The organism is Nocardia arthritidis (assembly GCF_011801145.1).
GTDB classification, from domain to species: Bacteria; Actinomycetota; Actinomycetes; order Mycobacteriales; family Mycobacteriaceae; genus Nocardia; species Nocardia arthritidis_A.
In genome coordinates, this window is the sequence record NZ_CP046172.1 from 1,544,407 (window position 1) to 1,561,810 (window position 17,404).

Annotated in this window: 17 protein-coding genes; 9 read left to right on the plus strand and 8 right to left on the minus strand. The window is 67.0% G+C overall.

Annotation, left to right across the window (positions count from 1 at the left end; genetic code table 11):
• Positions 1 to 126 precede the first annotated feature (126 nt).
• The 3 genes from F5544_RS06820 to F5544_RS06830 form a co-directional block, all read right to left on the minus strand.
• The gene (locus F5544_RS06820; RefSeq protein ID WP_167479026.1) at positions 127 to 1,092 is read right to left on the minus strand and encodes a patatin-like phospholipase family protein; all 966 of its coding nucleotides are present in this window, start codon (positions 1,090 to 1,092) and stop codon (positions 127 to 129) included.
• 155 nt (positions 1,093 to 1,247) lie between these two features.
• Positions 1,248 to 3,044 carry an acetyl/propionyl/methylcrotonyl-CoA carboxylase subunit alpha gene (locus F5544_RS06825; RefSeq protein WP_167472393.1) on the minus strand — a complete coding sequence of 599 codons (1,797 nt, stop codon included), beginning with the start codon at positions 3,042 to 3,044 and terminating at the stop codon, positions 1,248 to 1,250.
• Between the two features lie 161 nt (positions 3,045 to 3,205).
• On the minus strand, positions 3,206 to 4,120 hold the full coding sequence (locus F5544_RS06830; RefSeq protein ID WP_167472394.1) for a sulfurtransferase: 915 nt from the start codon (positions 4,118 to 4,120) through the stop codon (positions 3,206 to 3,208).
• A gap of 166 nt (positions 4,121 to 4,286) precedes the next feature.
• On the opposite strand from F5544_RS06830, the gene F5544_RS06835 reads away from it, so the two are divergent.
• Positions 4,287 to 5,072: a helix-turn-helix transcriptional regulator gene (locus F5544_RS06835; protein WP_167472395.1), complete on the plus strand. Its 786-nt coding sequence runs from the start codon at positions 4,287 to 4,289 to the stop codon at positions 5,070 to 5,072.
• On the opposite strand, the gene F5544_RS06840 is transcribed toward F5544_RS06835, so the two are convergent.
• The 3 genes from F5544_RS06840 to F5544_RS06850 form a co-directional block, all read right to left on the minus strand.
• A complete protein-coding gene (locus tag F5544_RS06840; protein ID WP_238847123.1) occupies positions 4,998 to 5,636 on the minus strand; it encodes a nucleoside triphosphate pyrophosphatase in 639 nt (212 codons plus the stop codon). The genes F5544_RS06835 and F5544_RS06840 overlap by 75 nt on opposite strands.
• A gap of 3 nt (positions 5,637 to 5,639) precedes the next feature.
• Positions 5,640 to 5,963 carry an acyl-CoA carboxylase subunit epsilon gene (locus F5544_RS06845; RefSeq protein WP_428847121.1) on the minus strand — a complete coding sequence of 108 codons (324 nt, stop codon included), beginning with the start codon at positions 5,961 to 5,963 and terminating at the stop codon, positions 5,640 to 5,642.
• Between the two features lie 200 nt (positions 5,964 to 6,163).
• On the minus strand, positions 6,164 to 7,804 hold the full coding sequence (locus F5544_RS06850) for an acyl-CoA carboxylase subunit beta (RefSeq protein ID WP_167472397.1): 1,641 nt from the start codon (positions 7,802 to 7,804) through the stop codon (positions 6,164 to 6,166).
• Positions 7,805 to 8,370: 566 nt separating this feature from the next.
• Here F5544_RS06850 and F5544_RS06855 point away from each other — a divergent pair.
• Positions 8,371 to 9,171 (plus strand): biotin--[acetyl-CoA-carboxylase] ligase, encoded by an 801-nt coding sequence (locus tag F5544_RS06855; RefSeq protein ID WP_167472398.1) that lies wholly within the window; start codon positions 8,371 to 8,373, stop codon positions 9,169 to 9,171.
• Between the two features lie 150 nt (positions 9,172 to 9,321).
• Here F5544_RS06855 and F5544_RS06860 read toward each other — a convergent pair whose 3' ends face one another.
• Entirely contained in the window at positions 9,322 to 10,275 is a 954-nt protein-coding gene (locus F5544_RS06860) for an acyl-ACP desaturase (protein WP_167472399.1), read from the minus strand.
• A 170-nt stretch (positions 10,276 to 10,445) separates the two neighbouring features.
• On the opposite strand from F5544_RS06860, the gene F5544_RS06865 reads away from it, so the two are divergent.
• From F5544_RS06865 to F5544_RS06875, 3 genes are read left to right on the plus strand one after another with little or no spacing between them, the layout of a single operon-like run.
• Entirely contained in the window at positions 10,446 to 10,994 is a 549-nt protein-coding gene (locus F5544_RS06865; protein WP_167472400.1) for a PH domain-containing protein, read from the plus strand.
• Positions 10,995 to 11,034: 40 nt separating this feature from the next.
• The gene (locus F5544_RS06870) at positions 11,035 to 11,712 is read left to right on the plus strand and encodes a response regulator transcription factor (protein WP_167472401.1); all 678 of its coding nucleotides are present in this window, start codon (positions 11,035 to 11,037) and stop codon (positions 11,710 to 11,712) included.
• 1 nt (position 11,713) lies between these two features.
• Positions 11,714 to 13,021 carry a sensor histidine kinase gene (locus F5544_RS06875; protein WP_167472402.1) on the plus strand — a complete coding sequence of 436 codons (1,308 nt, stop codon included), beginning with the start codon at positions 11,714 to 11,716 and terminating at the stop codon, positions 13,019 to 13,021.
• Between the two features lies 1 nt (position 13,022).
• Here the strand turns inward: F5544_RS06875 and F5544_RS06880 are convergent, their stop codons facing one another.
• The gene (locus F5544_RS06880; protein WP_167472403.1) at positions 13,023 to 13,562 is read right to left on the minus strand and encodes a GtrA family protein; all 540 of its coding nucleotides are present in this window, start codon (positions 13,560 to 13,562) and stop codon (positions 13,023 to 13,025) included.
• Between the two features lie 167 nt (positions 13,563 to 13,729).
• Here F5544_RS06880 and F5544_RS06885 point away from each other — a divergent pair, with 167 nt between their 5' ends.
• The 4 genes from F5544_RS06885 to F5544_RS06900 all read left to right on the plus strand — a co-directional run bounded on the left by F5544_RS06885 (position 13,730) and on the right by F5544_RS06900 (position 17,404).
• Positions 13,730 to 14,902, plus strand: a complete 1,173-nt coding sequence (locus F5544_RS06885; RefSeq protein WP_167472404.1) for a 5-(carboxyamino)imidazole ribonucleotide synthase — start codon at positions 13,730 to 13,732, stop codon at positions 14,900 to 14,902.
• Positions 14,895 to 15,398, plus strand: a complete 504-nt coding sequence (gene purE / locus F5544_RS06890) for a 5-(carboxyamino)imidazole ribonucleotide mutase (protein ID WP_167472405.1) — start codon at positions 14,895 to 14,897, stop codon at positions 15,396 to 15,398. The genes F5544_RS06885 and purE overlap by 8 nt, the downstream gene beginning before the upstream one ends.
• Positions 15,399 to 15,443: 45 nt before the next feature.
• A complete protein-coding gene (locus F5544_RS06895) occupies positions 15,444 to 16,109 on the plus strand; it encodes a TetR family transcriptional regulator (protein ID WP_167472406.1) in 666 nt (221 codons plus the stop codon).
• 137 nt (positions 16,110 to 16,246) lie between these two features.
• Positions 16,247 to 17,404: an acyl-CoA dehydrogenase gene (locus F5544_RS06900; protein WP_167472407.1), complete on the plus strand. Its 1,158-nt coding sequence runs from the start codon at positions 16,247 to 16,249 to the stop codon at positions 17,402 to 17,404.

A 17,404-nucleotide genomic window follows, 5' to 3' on the forward strand; every position in this document is an offset into this window, starting at 1 on the left:
GCGGCATTCAGAGTGTGGAACCGGAACACCATATGCCGACGCACCAGGCACCCATCTCGGGCGATTCCGTACGTCGTAACGACATGACCCGGCACCCAACGCGCCGATCCCACCGAAACGAGGAACCTAGGCCGCACGCACCGCGCTTGCCAGCGCGGAATGCACTGCCTGACGCCCGATTTCGAGCGCCTCGGACAGCAGCGCGGTATTCCGGCTCGCGCTGTCCACACTGGGTGAGCCGGCAGGCGGGTGGATCTGGAATGCCGCGTCACCGAGCCCGGCGAGGAAATTGTCCTCGACGGACTGCTGTTGCGGGCGTTCCAGCCAGGCGCGGTAGGCGCCGGGGGCGATCATCCGCATGTAGCCGCCGCCGACTACGCGGTGCAGACGCGGTGCGGGCGGGCGCTTTTCGTCGGTGCGACGGGTCCGCAGCACCAGTGCGTGTGTCGCGCCCGCGCGGACGGCGGTGCGGATGGGCACCGTTTCGGAGAGGCCGCCGTCGAAGTATTGGGAGTCGCCGAGCGTGACGGGCGGCCCGGCGAGAATGGGCAGGCCCGCGGAGGCGCGCAGCGCGATCATCAGCGTCCGCTTGTCGACGATGTAGCGGTGCAGATCCACCGCGAGCCCGGTGCGCACATCGGTGGCGATGGGGTGAAAGGTGGTCGGGTTGGCCAGGATCGCGGGGAAGTCCATCGGCTCGATCCCGTCGTACACCTGATGCACCAGGTAGCGCAGGTCGAAGGCGGGTTTGCCGCGCAGCAGGCGGATCGGGTCGATGGCGCGGCGCATGATCTCCGGATCAGTCCACGAGCGCATGCCGGGCGTCGCGCGCCCGCACAGCAGCCAGGCCCCGTTGATGGCGCCCGCCGACGTCCCGTAGACGGCGTCGAAAACGCCTGCCAAACCCAGTTCCTCGATGGCCTGCACCATGCCGCTGGAGTACACGCCGCGACTGCCGCCGCCCTCGATGACGAGCACCAGCCGCTGTCCGTCGGCGCGGCTCCCACTGGCGTGACGAGCGCGGATCAGTTCGGTGACCGTGCGCCGATCGGCGGCATCCCCGCTATCTTCCGCCCGATCCTCATACCGCAAACTGGTCACCGGACCACGATACGGCAGCCCTATCGGGCCCGCCCGCGGCGCGGAAAGCTTGTTCGCCAGCTGTTTACCCCGGATACGACGGTGGCCCACCCGCACGAGCGGATGGGCCACCGTCGCGAAAATCGCCTACTTGATTTCGGCGAGCCCTACTTGATTTCGGCGAGCACAGTGCCCTGGGTGATGGCCGCACCGGCCTCGACCGAAAGCCCGGTCACCACACCGGCTTTGTGCGCGTTGACCGGATTCTCCATCTTCATGGCCTCGAGCACGACGATCAGATCGCCCGCCTCCACGGCCTGGCCCTCCTCGACGGCGACCTTGACCACGGTGCCCTGCATCGGCGCGGTGACCGCGTCACCGGATGCGGCACCGCCGCCTGCGCCACCGCGCTTGCGCGGCTTCGGCTTCTTGCGGACAACGCCGTTACCCGCGGCGGCGCCGGGCGCGCCGACGCTGAAGTTGCCCGGCAGCGACACCTCGACGCGCCGCCCGCCGACCTCGACGACGACCTTCTGCCGCGGCTGGTCCTCGTCCTCCTCGGCCTGGACACCGGAGCCGGTGTACGGCTCGACGGTGTTGACCCACTCGTTCTCGATCCACTTGGTGTAGACGTCGAACTTGGTGCCGTCGCCGATGAAGGCCGGATCGCTGACGATCGCCCGGTGGAACGGGATGACCGTGGCCAGACCCTCCACCTCGTATTCGGCGAGCGCGCGACGTGCCCGCTCCAGCGCCTGGGTGCGGGTTTCGCCGGTGACGATCAGCTTGGCCAGCATCGAGTCGAACTGTCCGCCGATCACCGAACCCTGCACCACGCCGGAATCGACGCGCACACCCGGGCCCGTCGGCTCCCGGTAGACGGAGACCGGGCCGGGGGCGGGCAGGAAGTTGCGGCCCGCGTCCTCACCGTTGATCCGGAATTCGATGGCGTGCCCGCGCGGCTTCGGATCCTCCTTGATCGTCAGCTCGTGGCCCTCGGCGATCCGGAATTGCTGGCGCACCAGGTCGATTCCGGCGGTCTCCTCGGTGACCGGGTGCTCGACCTGCAGGCGGGTGTTGACCTCGAGGAACGAAACGGTCTCGCCCTGCACCAGATATTCGACGGTGCCCGCGCCGTAGTAGCCGGCCTCCCGGCAGATGCGTTTGGCGGATTCGTGGATCTTGGTGCGCACCTCGTCGGACAGGAACGGCGCCGGCGCCTCCTCGACCAACTTCTGGAACCGGCGCTGCAGCGAGCAGTCACGGGTGCCCGCGACGACCACGTTGCCGTGCTGGTCGGCGATCACCTGCGCCTCGACGTGGCGGGCCTTGTCCAGGTACTGCTCGACGAAGCATTCGCCGCGGCCGAACGCCGCGGTGGCCTCGCGGGTCGCGGAGTCGAACAGTTCCGGGATCTCCTCGATGGAGTGGGCGACCTTCATGCCGCGACCGCCGCCGCCGAACGCGGCCTTGATCGCGACGGGAACGCCGTACTGCTTGGCGAATTCGACGACCTCGTCGGCGTTCTTGACCGGATCCTTGGTGCCCGCTGCCATCGGGGCCTTCGCGCGTTCGGCGATATGCCGGGCGGTGACCTTGTCGCCGAGATCGCGGATCGACTGGGGCGACGGGCCGATCCAGATCAGGCCCGCGTCGATGACCGCCTGGGCGAAGTCGGCGTTCTCGGAAAGGAATCCGTATCCGGGGTGGATGGCGTCGGCGCCGGATTTTGCCGCCGCGTCCAGGATCTTGTCGAACACCAGGTACGACTCGGCCGAGGTCTGTCCGCCGAGGGCGAAGGCCTCGTCGGCGAGCTTGACGAATGGGGCGTCCGCATCGGGTTCGGCGTAGACGGCGACGCTGCCGATCCCGGCGTCCTTGGCGGCCCTGATCACGCGCACGGCGATCTCGCCGCGGTTAGCTACGAGTACCTTCGTGATCCGCGCGCTGGCATGGCTGGGCACTGAGCCTCCTGTGTGCAATCTTCTGGTCGCCCCGTGGTCGACATAATTTACGTCTCGGGCGAGTGTAGGCAGTCTGCCAACAGACGCCGAACTCGCATAGTCCTACCAGACAGTAGGTCGCGGATCGCGTCGTAGACGTTTCTTCGATGCTACGAAGGACCTTACTTACCCCGCCCGCGCCGGGTGGAAGTGGTTGGGGCTTCGCCTGGTTCGTCACCCTTGGCGATCGGCATGCGGACCGAGTTGCCCCATTCGGTCCACGAACCGTCGTAGTTGCGTACCCGCTGATGGCCGAGCAGATAGGTGAGTACGAACCAGGTGTGGCTGGACCGTTCGCCAACCCGGCTATACACCACGACATCGTCACGTGCGGGCAGCGCGGCGTACACCTCGTCCAGTTCGGTGCGGCTGCGGAAGCGGCCGTCGGCGGTGCTCGCCGCGGTCCACGGAATGTTGAGCGCGGTGGGGATGTGCCCGCCGCGCAGGGCCGCGTCCTCCGGGTTGAGCGGTTCGGGGACCAGCTCGCCCGAATATTCCTTCGGCGAGCGCACGTCGAGGATCGGTTTGCCCAGGTGGGCGAGCACATCCTCGCGGAAGGCGCGGGCGGTAGCGTCGTCGCGGCGCACGGTCGGATAGTCGCTGACTCCGACATAGGGTGTATCGAAAGTGGTCTCGCGCGCCTCGGAGATCCAGGCGTCCCGGCCGCCGTCGAGCAACCTTACGTCCTCGTGCCCGAAGAGGGTGAACAGCCAGAGCGTGTGCGCCGCCTGAGCATTTCCCCGATCGCCGTAGATGACCACCGTGTCGTCGCGCTCGATTCCTTTCGAGCGCATAAGTTCGGTGAATCGGGTTCCGTCGATATAGTCGCGCGTGACCTGATCGTTGAGGTCGCCCCGCCAGTTGATCTTGATTGCCCCCGGAACGTGCCCGATGTCATACAGCAATATGTCCTCGTTGGACTCCACGATCTTCAGTCCCGGCGCGCCTATGTTTGCCGACAGCCACTCTGTGGTTACTAGTCGGTGAGGATGTGCGTAGGGGCCGAAAGCGGCATGTGGATCCGGGGCAACGGGCACTGGCGTGGTCCTTCGCGCGAGGTAGACGGCGGTTACGGCGGTTCTGGTCTCACTGCGATGGTATGCGTGAGGCGGTTGTGCAACTCGTTTCAGATCACAAATCGGCTGAATGAGCGAATAAATCGCACCTACATCCGATAAAGTCTCCCGGGAGGAGGGGTGAGCTATGTCCGATTCTTGGCCGCGACGGCGACTGCTCGCGATCCTACGTGGCGCAAGCGAGCCCCTCGATGCCCAGGAACTGGCCAGAATCACCGGGCAGCACGTAACCACGGTCCGATTTCATTTGGACGTCCTCACCAAAGAATCACTGGTGCGGCAATTCCAGCAACCACCGCGCGGCCGCGGCCGTCCACGCATCGGTTATGCGGCGGTGCAGCGATCGATCGGTTATCAGGAGCTGGCCCAGGTGCTCGCCGACCAACTGGGCCCGGATCCCCGGCGCAGGCAGGAGGCCGCCATCGCGGCCGGTCGCGCCTGGGGCGCGCGGCTCGACGTCGCGGCGCGGCGGGTCGAATCGCTGGATGACGCCAAGGATGTCGTGATGGCGCTGTCCTCCGAACTGGGTTTCGCGCCGGAGCGCGACCCGGCATCGGAGACCCCCGAACAGGCGATGGTCCGGCTCACCGCCTGCCCGCTGCGCGAATTGGCGCGCACCCACTCCGAGGTGGTTTGCGGTGTGCACCTGGGGCAGATCAAGGAGGCGCTGGAACGCAACGGCGCCCGCGACGATGTGAACGTGCGGCTGCACCCATTCGTCGAACCCGAATTGTGCGTGGTCCGTTTGGAATTGCTGGCCCGGCGGGAGCAGCAGGCGCCGGTCGCCCCCGTGGTGGTCGCCGCGGACAACGGCGCCGAACCGCAGCTCGTGCCGCCCTCAGGTCTGCGAGTGGCGCCACAGCTGCGCAATGGTGACCCCAACATCGCCAAGCAGCCGTCGCAGCAGTGGTAATCCGATCCCGATGACGCTCGATGGATCGCCATCGATCCGGTCGACGAACCAGCCGCCCAATCCGTCCAGCGTGAACGCGCCCGCCACCTGGAGCGGTTCGCCCGTGGCGATGTAGGCGTCCAGCTCGGCAGGGTCGGGCTTCGCGAAATGCACTGTGGTGGAACTACAGTCGACCGATTCGGCGGTCACGACCCCGCCGGTGAGCCGCAGCACGCAGTGTCCGGTGATGAGATCGGCGCTGCGCCCGGCGATTTCGGCCCAGCGCTGCCGGGCGACCTCGGGTGTGTGCGGCTTGCCCTGCAGTGTGCCGTCCACCAGCAACATCGAATCACAGCCCACCACAACGCATTCGGCGGGAAGGTCGGCGGTCGCCGCGACATGGCGGGCCTTTGCCCGGGCCAGCTCGATCACCACCGTTTGCGGTGGCGTGTCCGCGGGGAGCGCGGCGGCGACGGCGTCCTCGTCCACCTCGGATACGTGGACGAGCGGATCGATACCCGCGGAGCGGAGCACCGCTCGGCGGGCCGGTGACGCGGAGGCGAGTACCAGGCGCGGTTCCGGCACGGGTCAGTCGCGCAGGTGCGACAGCTGCGGGAAGGCGTAGGGCGAGAAGGGTGTGGTGCCCCGGTGCATCATGGTCGGACGGCCCCACATATCGATCGGGCCGGACGCGCCGGCCTGCTCGCCGCCGGCGGCGGCCGCGGTGAGCACACAAACCAGTGCGGCGATCTCCAGATCGCTCGGGTTGCCCTTCACGATCTTGATGAACGGCTGCCCGTCGACGGTCGGCACGACCGCCTCCAGATCGGCAACGGTCGGCACGATCTCGTCGGTGATCGGGTCGACTGTGAGATCCAGTTCGGCGGCGGTCAACACATCTTCTTCTGCCACGGCTGTCACAGTGCCAGATCCTCTCTATAGCCTTACTCGATGGCGGTGCTCGCCGGGCCCGTCACCTCGGGGCCCTCGGCTCACACCGCGATCGGGCGTGTTCTCGGACTGATGTCGAAAACCTGATGAGATCACCCTCTGACCCACTCATGGTCTCTGTCAACCATTGCCGGGTGTGGGATATCCGGGTTATCGCCTCATCACAGCGGGATGTTGCCATGCTTCTTGGCCGGCAGGGTCACCATCTTGCGTTCCAGCAGCCGCAGCGCGGAAACGATCTGACCGCGGGTGTGCGACGGCGGGATCACCGCGTCGACATAGCCACGCTCGGCCGCGACGTACGGATTGACGAGGGTGTCCTCGTACTCATTCTGCAGCTCGAGGCGCAGCGCGTCGACATCCGCGCCGTCCTTGGCGGCCTGCTGCAACTGCTTGCGATAGACGAAACCGACCGCCCCGGACGCACCCATGACCGCGATCTGCGCGGTCGGCCAGGCCAGGTTCACATCGGCGCCCATGTGCTTGGACCCCATGACGTCGTATGCGCCGCCGTAGGCCTTGCGGGTGATGACGGTGATCTTTCCCACAGTGGCCTCGCCGTAGGCGTACAGCAGCTTCGCGCCGCGGCGAATGATGCCGTTGTACTCCTGACCGGTGCCCGGGAGGAAGCCGGGCACGTCGACCAGGGTGAGGATCGGGATGTTGAACGCGTCGCAGGTGCGCACGAACCGCGCGGCCTTCTCCGAGGCGTCGATATCCAGACAGCCGGCGAACTGGGTCGGCTGGTTTGCCACGATGCCGACGCTGCGGCCATCGATGCGCCCGAAGCCGACGATGATGTTCATCGCGCGCTCGGCCTGCACCTCGAGGAATTCGTCGTCGTCGAGCAGGCGATGGATCACCTCGTGCATGTCGTACGGCTGGTTCGGCGAATCCGGGATGATCGTGTCCAGCTCGCGGTCCTCATCGGTGAGCGAATCCTCGATCGCGCCGTCGATCGGATCGGTCGCCGGGTAGCGCGGCGGCTCGGCGCGGTTGTTGCTGGGCAGGTAGGACAGCAGATCCTTGACGTAGTCCAGCGCGTCCTGCTCGCCCGAGGCGACATAGTGCGCCACACCGGATTTCACCATGTGCGTGTGCGCGCCGCCCAGGTCCTCCATAGTGACCTCTTCACCGGTCACCGTCTTGATGACGTCCGGTCCGGTGACGAACATCTGGCTGGTCTGGTCGACCATGACGACGAAGTCCGTGAGCGCGGGCGAGTACACGTGGCCACCCGCGGCCGGGCCCATGATCAGCGAGATCTGGGGAATTACGCCAGACGCCTGCACATTTCGATGGAAGATTTCACCGTAGAGGCCCAGCGAGACGACGCCCTCCTGGATGCGCGCGCCCGCGCCCTCGTTGATGCCGATCAGCGGCCTGCCGGTCTTGAGTGCCAGATCCATGACCTTGACGATCTTTTCGCCGTACACCTCGCCGAGGCTGCCGCCGAATACGGTGACGTCCTGGGAGAAGATGCACACGTCGCGGCCGTCGATGGTGCCGTAACCGGTGACGACGCCGTCGCCGAGCGGGCGGTTGTGCTCCAGGCCGAAGTTGACGCTGCGATGTTTGGCCAGCGCGTCCAATTCGACGAACGAGCCCTCGTCCAGCAGGGCCAGGATGCGCTCGCGGGCGGTCAGCTTGCCCTTGGCGTGCACCTTGTCCGTCGCGGCCTCACCCATCGGGTGCTTGGCCTCTTCCAGCCGATTCCGCAGATCAGCCAGTTTCCCGGCGGTGGTGTGGATATCGGGGGAGCCCGCCGGACCTGACGCGGGCTGCTGCTGGACACTCGTCATGGCTCCGGAGTGTAACCAGTGCCGCCGGATCGCTCGAACCGAGCATCCGCTACCGATGGGTAGAAAAGCCCAGCTAGATCATATTGCGCCAGGTGCGTTCAAACCGAAATCCGCTGGTGGGCAATAACTCGTGCGATGGGTGGGTCGCGCGGAAAATCGGTATCGCCCGATATCCCGGTGCCGGTAGGGTTGTGGGCGTCCCGAGTTCGTGCTTCAGGGGAGTGGCCGACGTTCTGGGAAGGGGAGTGATTCGGTTATGTGGGAATGGAGCAGATCAGTCGCCGAACGTGCCGCTGCCGCGTCGTTCGTGAGCGGTCGAGCCGAGGTCGCCGAGCCGCGATTCCGCGATCCGGTGCCATGGCTGGAACGCGATCGCGAGGTGGCGGATCCGGGCGAGGAATACATGCTGGCCGGATAGAAATGCCGGGGAAATTCGGGTCGCGCGGTGCGGCGTGGCCCGGATATCCTGGGAGAGTCCCGTTTTCGTGCTTCAGGGGGGAGCTTCTATGTTCGATCGTTCCGACCAAGTCGGATAACGCGCCCGCGGCCCGGTAGCCTCTGCCCTCGTGCAAAGGCCACCGTTGGATGCAGAGCAGCTGCGGCGCAGCGTCGTCGAAACGCCCGAGTTGTCGTTCTTCTCCCACATCGACGTGGTGGAGTCGACCGGGTCCACCAACGCGGACCTGATCGCGCGAGCCGGTGAACCGGATATCGATCGCGTGGTACTCCTTGCAGAGGCGCAGGAGCAGGGGCGCGGACGACACGCACGCACCTGGATCAGCCCGCCGCGGGCCCAGATCTCGATGTCGATGCTGGTGCGATTGGGTGGGATCGCCCCGGAGTCGCTCGGCTGGCTGCCGCTGCTCACCGGCATCGCCGTGGTCGACGCGCTGCGTGCGACGGCCGGTGTCGCCGCGAACCTCAAATGGCCCAACGATGTGCTCATTGATGGCCGCAAAGTGGCGGGCATCCTCGCCGAGGTCGCGGCCGCCGGCCCCGCGCCCGTCGTCGTCATCGGCATCGGGATCAACGTGAGCCTCACCGAGGCGGAATTGCCGGTGCCGCATGCCATTTCGCTGACGCTGGCGCAGGCGAAGGTGACCGATCGCACCGAGCTGGTGCGATCGCTGCTCGCCGAATTCGCCAGGCGCTTCACCGCTTGGCGTGATTGTGGTTGGGACACAACCGATTTGGCCGCCGCATACCGGGAACGCTGCTCGACCATCGGTGCGCGGGTTCGCGCCGAACTGCCGGGCGGACAGACGCTCACCGGCGTCGCGACGGATGTCGACGCATCGGGACGGTTGCTGATCGGCGATCGGCCGGTCTCCGCGGGCGATGTCACGCATCTGCGCGCGGAGTACTGACACCGGCGTGTAGGACTTCGACTCCCGCAAAGCGTTCGGCTTCCCGCGCCGGTCAATTGCGGGCGCGGGAGCCAAACGCTATGCGGAACGGTGTTGTCCGGGTTCTGACCGCTGGATGCCTTGGGCCCCAATGCGACTTGTCGGATCGGCTCAGGCGGGCTGTAATCCGGCGCGGGCGGCCTCGCGTGCCAGCAGCCGGTCGCGCTGCTCCTCGAACTTGATCACGTCCTGGGCCAGCTTCTCCAGGAACAGCCCGAGCTCCTCCCGCGCCCGCTCACCGCGAGGCCCGAAATCGCTGCGGTCGAACACATTCCACTGCTTCAGCACCGGCTGCAGCACCTCCTCCAGATGCTGGCGCATGTCGTAGATGCCGTGCTTGGCCATGAGCACACCGTTGCGGCGGAAGTTCGGCATACCGGTGCCCGGCATGACGAAATGCGTGACGATCCGGGTGATGGCCTCCATCGCCTGGTCGGGCACCAGGTCCAGGGCCGCGCCGCACATGGTGCGGTAGAAGATCATGTGCAGGTTCTCGTCCGCGGCGATGCGCTGCAGCATTCGGTCGGCGACGGGGTCGTCGCAGACCTTGCCGGTGTTGCGATGCGCGACGCGGGTCGCCAACTCCTGGAAGGTCACATAGGCGACGTTCAGGAGGAATCCGTGCCAATTGTCGGGCGAGTGCGCGCCGTTCGTCATGTGGATCATCCGGGCCTGCTCCAGGGCGACCGGATCGACGCCGCGGGTGACCACCAGATAGTCGCGGATCACGATGCCGTGCCGGTTCTCCTCGGCGGTCCACCGGCCGACCCAGGTGCCCCATGCGCCGTCGCGGGAGAAGTTCTCCGCGATCTCACGGTGGTAGGAGGGTAGGTTGTCCTCGGTGAGCAGGTTGGTGATCATCGCCGCCTTGGCGACCTCGCTCAGCTTGGATTGTGCTGGGTCCCAATCGATTCCACCCATCGCCGCGAAATTGCGGCCGAGGTCCCACGGCACGTAGTCGTGCGGGTACCAATCCTTGGCCATGGACAGGTGGCGGTTCAGGTTCTGTTCGGCGATCGGCTCCAGCTCGGTCAGGATTTCCAGCTGAGTCAGGTCCTTGTTCACACGGCCTCCAGGTATGCGGGCGTAATTGCGGGCAGGGCGTCGGTCATGCGAGCGGAGATGGGGCACGGCAGGATTCGTCGGCCTGCGGCACCCCTCGCAAAAGGATGATTGTGCAACACGATCCGGCTCGTGTCATCTGACACACCTCTCACACACGGTAGGGTGCGCTCATGGGTTATCCGGAGGATGTGCTCGCGCCGGACGAGCATCTGATACTCCATCGTCATCCGCACTGGAAGATGCTGTTCTGGCCGGTCGTCACGCTCGTCGTCGTGACGGCGCTGGCCGGTTTCGGTGAGGGGCTCGCATCCCGCAAGATCGAGGGCGGCGCCCGCATGCCGGTGTTGATCGCGATACTCGCGGTGTGGTTGATCATCGTCGTATGGCGTTGTGCCGCAAGGATTATCAGCTGGAAGTCGACGCACTTCATCATCACCGACCGGCGGGTGCTCATCCGGCAGGGCGTGCTCACGCACACCGGAATCGATATCCCGATCAGCCGCATATCGAGTGTTCAGTTCCGGCACGGGCTGTTCGACCGGATGCTCGGCACCGGCACCCTGATCATCGAATCCGCCTCGGTCGAGCCGCTGGAGTACGACGACATCCCGAATGTGGAGAAGGTGCACGCGCTGCTCTACCACCAGGTCTTCGACACCGATCGGGCATACGACAACGGCGGCCGCCGGACGCGCGACGACAACGGTGGATATCGGTGACCGCTACGGCAAATCCGGCACTCTTCACTAATCTGGGCATATGACCGCAGTGCTCCTGGCCGAAGACGACGAGGCAATCGCCGCGCCGCTGTCGCGTGCGCTGGGCCGCGAGGGCTACTCGGTCACCGTCGAACGCTTCGGCCCCGCCGTGCTGGAGCGTGCGCTGGAGGGCGACCACGACCTGCTCATCCTGGACCTGGGCCTGCCCGGGATGGACGGACTGGAGGTGTGCCGCCAGGTGCGCGCCCGCGGGGCCGATCTGGCCGTGCTGATGCTCACCGCGCGCACCGACGAGGTGGATTTCGTGGTCGGGCTGGACGCGGGCGCCGACGACTACGTCGGCAAACCGTTCCGCCTGGCCGAACTGCTGGCCCGGGTGCGAGCGCTGTTGCGGCGCAGCGGAATCGGCGACGACACCGTCGAGGTCGGCGGGATCCGGTTGGAACCGGCGGCGCGCCGGGTGCTGGTCAACGGCGTCGAGGTCGGATTGGCCAACAAGGAGTACGAGCTGCTCAAGGTGCTCATCGATCGGGCGGGCCAGGTGGTGCCGCGCGAGACGATCCTGCGCGAGGTGTGGGGCGACGCGGAACTGCGCGGCTCCAAAACACTGGACATGCACATGTCCTGGCTGCGCCGCAAGATCGGCGACGAGGGCCCGATGGCCGAGCGGCGCATCGTCACCGTGCGCGGTGTCGGCTTCCGGTTGAACACCGACTGACGTGCGGCGCAGAATTCTGCGATCCATCCTCACCGTGCTCACCCTGACCACGGTGGTGCTCGGCCTTCCGCTGACGTACACGGCCTGGCTGTGGGTGGAGGACATCACCCGCACCGATCTGCGCAACCGATTGGACTCCATCTCGCGGGTGATCATCGATCAGGAGCACGGTGACGGGACGGTGCCCGGCGTGCTCGATCTGCGTTCGATCAAGCCGCTGGTGCCGAGGGACGGCAAGCTGACCATCGTCTACCCGGCCTCGCAGGGCACGCCGTCGGAGATGTTCGTCGGCAGCGCGAATGTCACCGATCCGCTCGTCGAATCGCTGTCGCTGGGCACCTCGGTATCGCTGCGGCTGGAGATACCGTCCGCGCCGATGCACGCCATGCAGCGGCAGGCCGTCGCGGTGGTCGGGCTGGCGGTGCTGGCCTCGCTCGGCGCCGCGGTGTCGGTGGCGATGGTCACCGCGCGGCGGGTCGCCGATCCGCTGCGCGATGTCGCGGCCAGGGCGGCGCGGCTGGCGATGGGTGATTTCCGTCCCGATCCGCGCAGGCACGGCATCTCCGAGCTGGACCGGGTTTCCGATGTGCTGGATTCGGCGACGGTCGAGATCGCCGGGCGGCTGCAGCGCGAACACGCGCTGGTCGCCGACGTCTCGCATCAGCTGCGCAGCAGGCTGACCGCCGTGCGGCTGCGGCTGGACGAACTGTCCGCGCACGATGATCCGGATGTGGTGCACGAGGCCGAGGAGGCGATGGCGCAGGTCGACCGGCTCACCGACGCGATCGACGAGCTGGTTCGCGCCTCCCGCGACGAGGACGCCGCCGACCGCGACCCGGTGCCGGTGATGGCGGAGCTGCGCGGCGTCGTCGCCGAGTGGATGCATCCGTTCAACGAGGCGGGCCGGGCGCTGACGCTGATCGGTGACGAATCGCTCACCGCGCCGATCACCGGATCCCGGTTGCGCGAGGCGGTGGCCGTACTCGTCGACAACGCGCTGATGCACGGCGGCGGGACGTGCACGGTGTCGGTGCGGACCGTGGTGCCGGGCGGTGGCCGGGAACCGCTGGTGTGCGTCGAGGTGGCCGACGAGGGCGACGGCGTGCGCGACGAACTGGCGCCGCACATTTTCGATAGGGGTTTCTCGGCCGGTGGATCCACCGGTGTCGGGCTGGCGCTGGCCCGCGCGCTGGTCGAGGCCGATGGCGGGCGTCTCGAACTGCAGCGACGCCGCCCCGCGTCCTTCGCCGTCTTCCTGGGGTCCTCAGCGTCCCGGTCGACGAACTCCTGGGTCGCCGAGCCGAGGTGACTCAGCTGTGGCCGAGCTCTTCCTCGATGAGGTCCTTCAGCTCGGCCTCGATCTCGTTCATCTCGTCGGGGAAGACCCAGCGGCGCATCGCCCAGAAACGGAACGCCATTTGCAGCAGGTTGCCGATGATGTAGGCGCTGACGAAGTCGGCGATGTTCTCGACGGTGAAGCTGACGTTGGGCTGACGCAGGTCGAAGACGTAGCTCGACACCCACAGCGGCAGGAAGCTCAGCACCACGCCGCCGCCGCTGACCACGAAGAACAGCAGCGCCTCGTGATGCTTCTCCCGGCCACCGCGGTGCTTGAAGGACCACTCGCGGTTCAGGATGTAGGACGCGATGACCGCGACGATGCCGGAGATGATCTTGGCGGTGACCGGCTTCTGCTGGAGCACGGTCCACTTGAGTATGTAGAAGATCCCGCTGTCGATCACGAAGGTCGTTGCGCCGACGATGGCGAACTTGATCAGCTCGTGATGGCGGTACGCGATCTCCCGGAGGGGTTTGGGGAGGACGTTGACCACGTCGTCGACGAATGACACAGGGTCCGAGTGTACCGGTACCGGTGATTGCCGCCCGACATGACAAGATTCCTTCACATGAGGGAGCGCAGCGAGCGAACAATAGACACAGCACCCTTGGGGTGTTCGGCCGAGCCGAGCGCCAGCGAGGCTCGGCCGTGACACCCCGCTCGTTCGATCCTTCAGCCATGCCCACCGTGACGATGGTCGGTGGCGGTCAGTTGGCGCGTATGACGCATCAGGCGGCGATAGCGCTGGGGCAGCGGCTGCGCGTGCTCGCCGAGAATCCGGACGATCCGGCCGCGCAGGTGAGCCCTGATGTGGTGCTCGGCAGTCACACGGATCTGACCGCGCTGCGCAAGGCCGCGGTCGGCTCGCACGCGCTGACCTTCGATCACGAGCATGTGCCCGCCGAACATCTAGCGGCGCTGGTCGCGGAGGGCGTCAATGTGCAGCCGCCGCCCGAGGCGCTGATCTACGCGCAGGACAAACTCGTGATGCGCACCAAGCTGGCCGAGCTCGGGCTGCCGGTGCCCGCGTTCGCCGCAGTGGCCGAGCCTGGCGACGCGGTGCGCTTCGGTGACGCGAACGGCTGGCCGATGGTGTTGAAGGCGGTGCGCGGCGGTTACGACGGACGCGGCGTCTGGATGCCCGAATCCGCCGCTGCCGCAACGGAAATCGTCACCGATCAGCTGGCGCGCGGGGTTCAGCTGCTCGCGGAGGCGAAAGTGCCGCTGCGGCGCGAACTTTCGGCGATGGTCGCGCGTTCGCCGTACGGGCAGGCGGCGGCCTGGCCGGTGGTGGAGACGGTGCAGCGCAACGGCCAGTGCGCGGTGGTGATCGCGCCCGCGCCCGATCTGTCGGACGAACTCGCAACCGGCGCAGAGGCTTTGGCGTTGAACCTGGCCGAGGGGCTCGGCGTCGTCGGCGCGATGGCGGTGGAGCTGTTCGAGACCACCGATGGGCGGCTGCTGGTGAACGAGCTGGCCATGCGCCCGCACAACTCTGGGCACTGGGGGATGGACGGCGCCCGCACCGGGCAGTTCGAACAGCACCTGCGCGCGGTGCTCGACTATCCGCTCGGCGATACCACGCCGCTGGCCCCGGTCACCGTGATGGCGAATATCCTTGGCGCGCAACAGGCTCCGGCGATGTCGATAGACGAGCGGCTGCATCACCTGTTCGCCAGGATGCCGGAGGCGAAGGTGCACCTGTACGGCAAGGGCGAGCGCCCGGACCGCAAGATCGGGCATATCAACGTGCTCGGCGACGATGTCGCGGTGGTGCGGGAGAAGGCGGAGCGGGCGGCGCACTGGATGTCGCACGCGGTATGGACCGATGGATGGGATCCACATGACTGAACCGCAGGTCGGCCTGATCATGGGCAGCGACTCCGACTGGCCGACCATGGAGGCGGCGGCGGATGCGTTGGCGGAGTTCGGAATTCGCTTCGAGGTGGGGGTGGTTTCGGCGCACCGCACACCGCAGCGGATGCTCGACTACGCGCGGGCCGCCGCCGGCCGTGGCATCAAGGTGATCATCGCGGGCGCGGGCGGTGCCGCCCATCTGCCCGGCATGGTCGCCTCGGCGACCCCGCTGCCGGTGATCGGTGTCCCGGTGCCGCTGAAGTATCTCGACGGCATGGATTCGCTGCTGTCGATCGTGCAGATGCCCGCGGGCGTCCCGGTGGCGACGGTCTCGATCGGCGGCGCCCGCAACGCGGGCCTGCTCGCCGTCCGCATCCTGGCCGCCGCCGACGCGGACCTGCGCGCCCGGATGGAAGAGTTCCAGGCGGGTCTGGAACAACTGGTCCTGGAGAAGGACGACGCCCTCCGCCGCAAACTGCTGGGCTCGTAACCGTTGCCGCGCGGCAAGATTCCCGCCTCGGGCTACGGTGCACGGATGACTCCCGAGGCCAGCGCTGACGCGGCCAGGTTCCGGTTGACCGTTGTCGATCAGGCGTTGCGGTTGTTCGCCGAGAAGGGGTATGAGGCGACGACCGTTGACGAGATCGCGGAGGCGGCCGGGATTTCGCGGCGCACCTTCTTCCGGCAGTTCCGGTCGAAGGAGGATGTGATCTTCGCCGACCACGAGTCGCAGCTGTCGCAGGCGGCGGCGTATCTGGCCGCGGCGCACGAGGATCCGTGGGAGGCGGTGTGCGCCGCGGTGGTTCAGGTCTTCGAGCGATTCACGCAGTGGCGCGAGATCGCGGCGCGGCGGTATCAGGTGGTGCGCCGGGTGCCCGCGCTGCGCGAGCGCGAGATCGTGACGGTGTTCCGGTACGAGCGGTTGTTCACCGACTATCTGCGCAGGCGGCTGCCCGATGTGCCGGATCTGGCGCGGGTGCAGTTCACGGCCGCGGTCACCGCGACGCACAACTATTTGCTGCGGCGGATGGTGCGCGGGGAATCGGATGCGGGTGCGATGGATCTGCGGGCGGAACTGGCCGCGATTCCGCGCGGGCCGGCGGCGCACTCGTCCGATGAGGTGGTCGTCGCGGTCTTTCCCAGGGATATGCCGCCGCGGCAGCTCGCCGAGCTGCTGAGCAGCAGGCTGGGTAATCTGTGAGCTGAATCATCACCGCCCTGACACTCGGTGCCAATAAATAGGGCCAAGTAGGGACGTATACTCGGTCAGGATGTGGCACTGAGTGCCGATTAGCTGGACGGCAGCGATCACCACCGACGAACCCAGGAGCGTGCCCTATGGCGGGAAATCCGGATTTCGACCTGTTCAAACTCGAGGACTTCCACGAGGAACTGCGCGCGGCCATCCGCGGCCTGGCGGAGAAGGAAATCGCACCGCACGCCAAGGACGTCGACGGCAACTCCCGCTTCCCGGAGGAGGCGCTCACCGCGCTCAACGCCGCGGGCTTCAACGCGGTGCACGTGCCCGAGGCATACGGCGGCCAGGGCGCCGACTCGGTCGCCACCTGCATCGTGATCGAGGAGGTCGCCCGGGTCTGCGGTTCGTCCTCGCTGATCCCGGCGGTCAACAAGCTCGGCACCATGGGCCTGATCCTCAACGGCTCCGAGGAGCTCAAGCAGAAGGTGCTGCCGGATATCGTCGAGGGGCAGATGGCCTCCTACGCGCTGTCCGAGCGCGAGGCCGGCTCCGATGCGGCCAGCATGCGCACCCGGGCCAAGCAGGAGGGTGACGACTGGATCATCAACGGCTCCAAGTGCTGGATCACCAACGGCGGCAAGTCTTCCTGGTACACCGTCATGGCCGTGACCGATGCGGACAAGGGCGCCAACGGTATTTCGGCGTTCCTGGTCCACAAGGACGACGAGGGCTTCGTGGTCGGCCCGCTGGAACACAAGCTCGGCATCAAGGGATCGCCAACGGCCGAACTGTATTTCGAGAACTGCCGGGTGCCGGGTGACCGGATCATCGGCGAGCCGGGCACCGGTTTCAAGACCGCGCTGCAGACCCTGGACCACACCCGCCCGACCATCGGCGCGCAGGCGGTCGGCCTGGCGCAGGGCGCGCTGGACGCGGCCATCGCATATACCAAGGACCGCAAGCAGTTCGGCAAGTCCATCGCCGACTTCCAGAACACCCAGTTCATGCTCGCCGATATGGCGATGAAGGTCGAGGCCGCCCGCCTGATGGTGTACACCTCGGCCGCGCGCGCCGAGCGTGGTGAAAAGAACCTCGGCTTCATCTCCGCTGCCGCAAAGTGTTTCGCCTCCGACGTGGCCATGGAGGTCACCACCAACGCGGTGCAGCTGTTCGGCGGCGCGGGCTACACCACCGACTTCCCGGTGGAGCGGATGATGCGCGACGCCAAGATCACCCAGATCTACGAGGGCACCAACCAGATCCAGCGCGTGGTGATGTCGCGGGCGCTGCTGCGCTGA

Coding starts and splice junctions, on each gene's coding strand:
- F5544_RS06885 (WP_167472404.1), top strand. CDS start 13,730: ATGCCCACCGTGACGATGGTCGGTGGCGGTCAGTTGGCGCGTATGACG.
- F5544_RS06865 (WP_167472400.1), top strand. CDS start 10,446: ATGGGTTATCCGGAGGATGTGCTCGCGCCGGACGAGCATCTGATACTC.
- F5544_RS06900 (WP_167472407.1), top strand. CDS start 16,247: ATGGCGGGAAATCCGGATTTCGACCTGTTCAAACTCGAGGACTTCCAC.
- F5544_RS06835 (WP_167472395.1), top strand. CDS start 4,287: ATGTCCGATTCTTGGCCGCGACGGCGACTGCTCGCGATCCTACGTGGC.
- F5544_RS06870 (WP_167472401.1), top strand. CDS start 11,035: ATGACCGCAGTGCTCCTGGCCGAAGACGACGAGGCAATCGCCGCGCCG.
- F5544_RS06850 (WP_167472397.1), bottom strand. CDS start 7,804: ATGACGAGTGTCCAGCAGCAGCCCGCGTCAGGTCCGGCGGGCTCCCCC.
- purE (WP_167472405.1), top strand. CDS start 14,895: ATGACTGAACCGCAGGTCGGCCTGATCATGGGCAGCGACTCCGACTGG.
- F5544_RS06895 (WP_167472406.1), top strand. CDS start 15,444: ATGACTCCCGAGGCCAGCGCTGACGCGGCCAGGTTCCGGTTGACCGTT.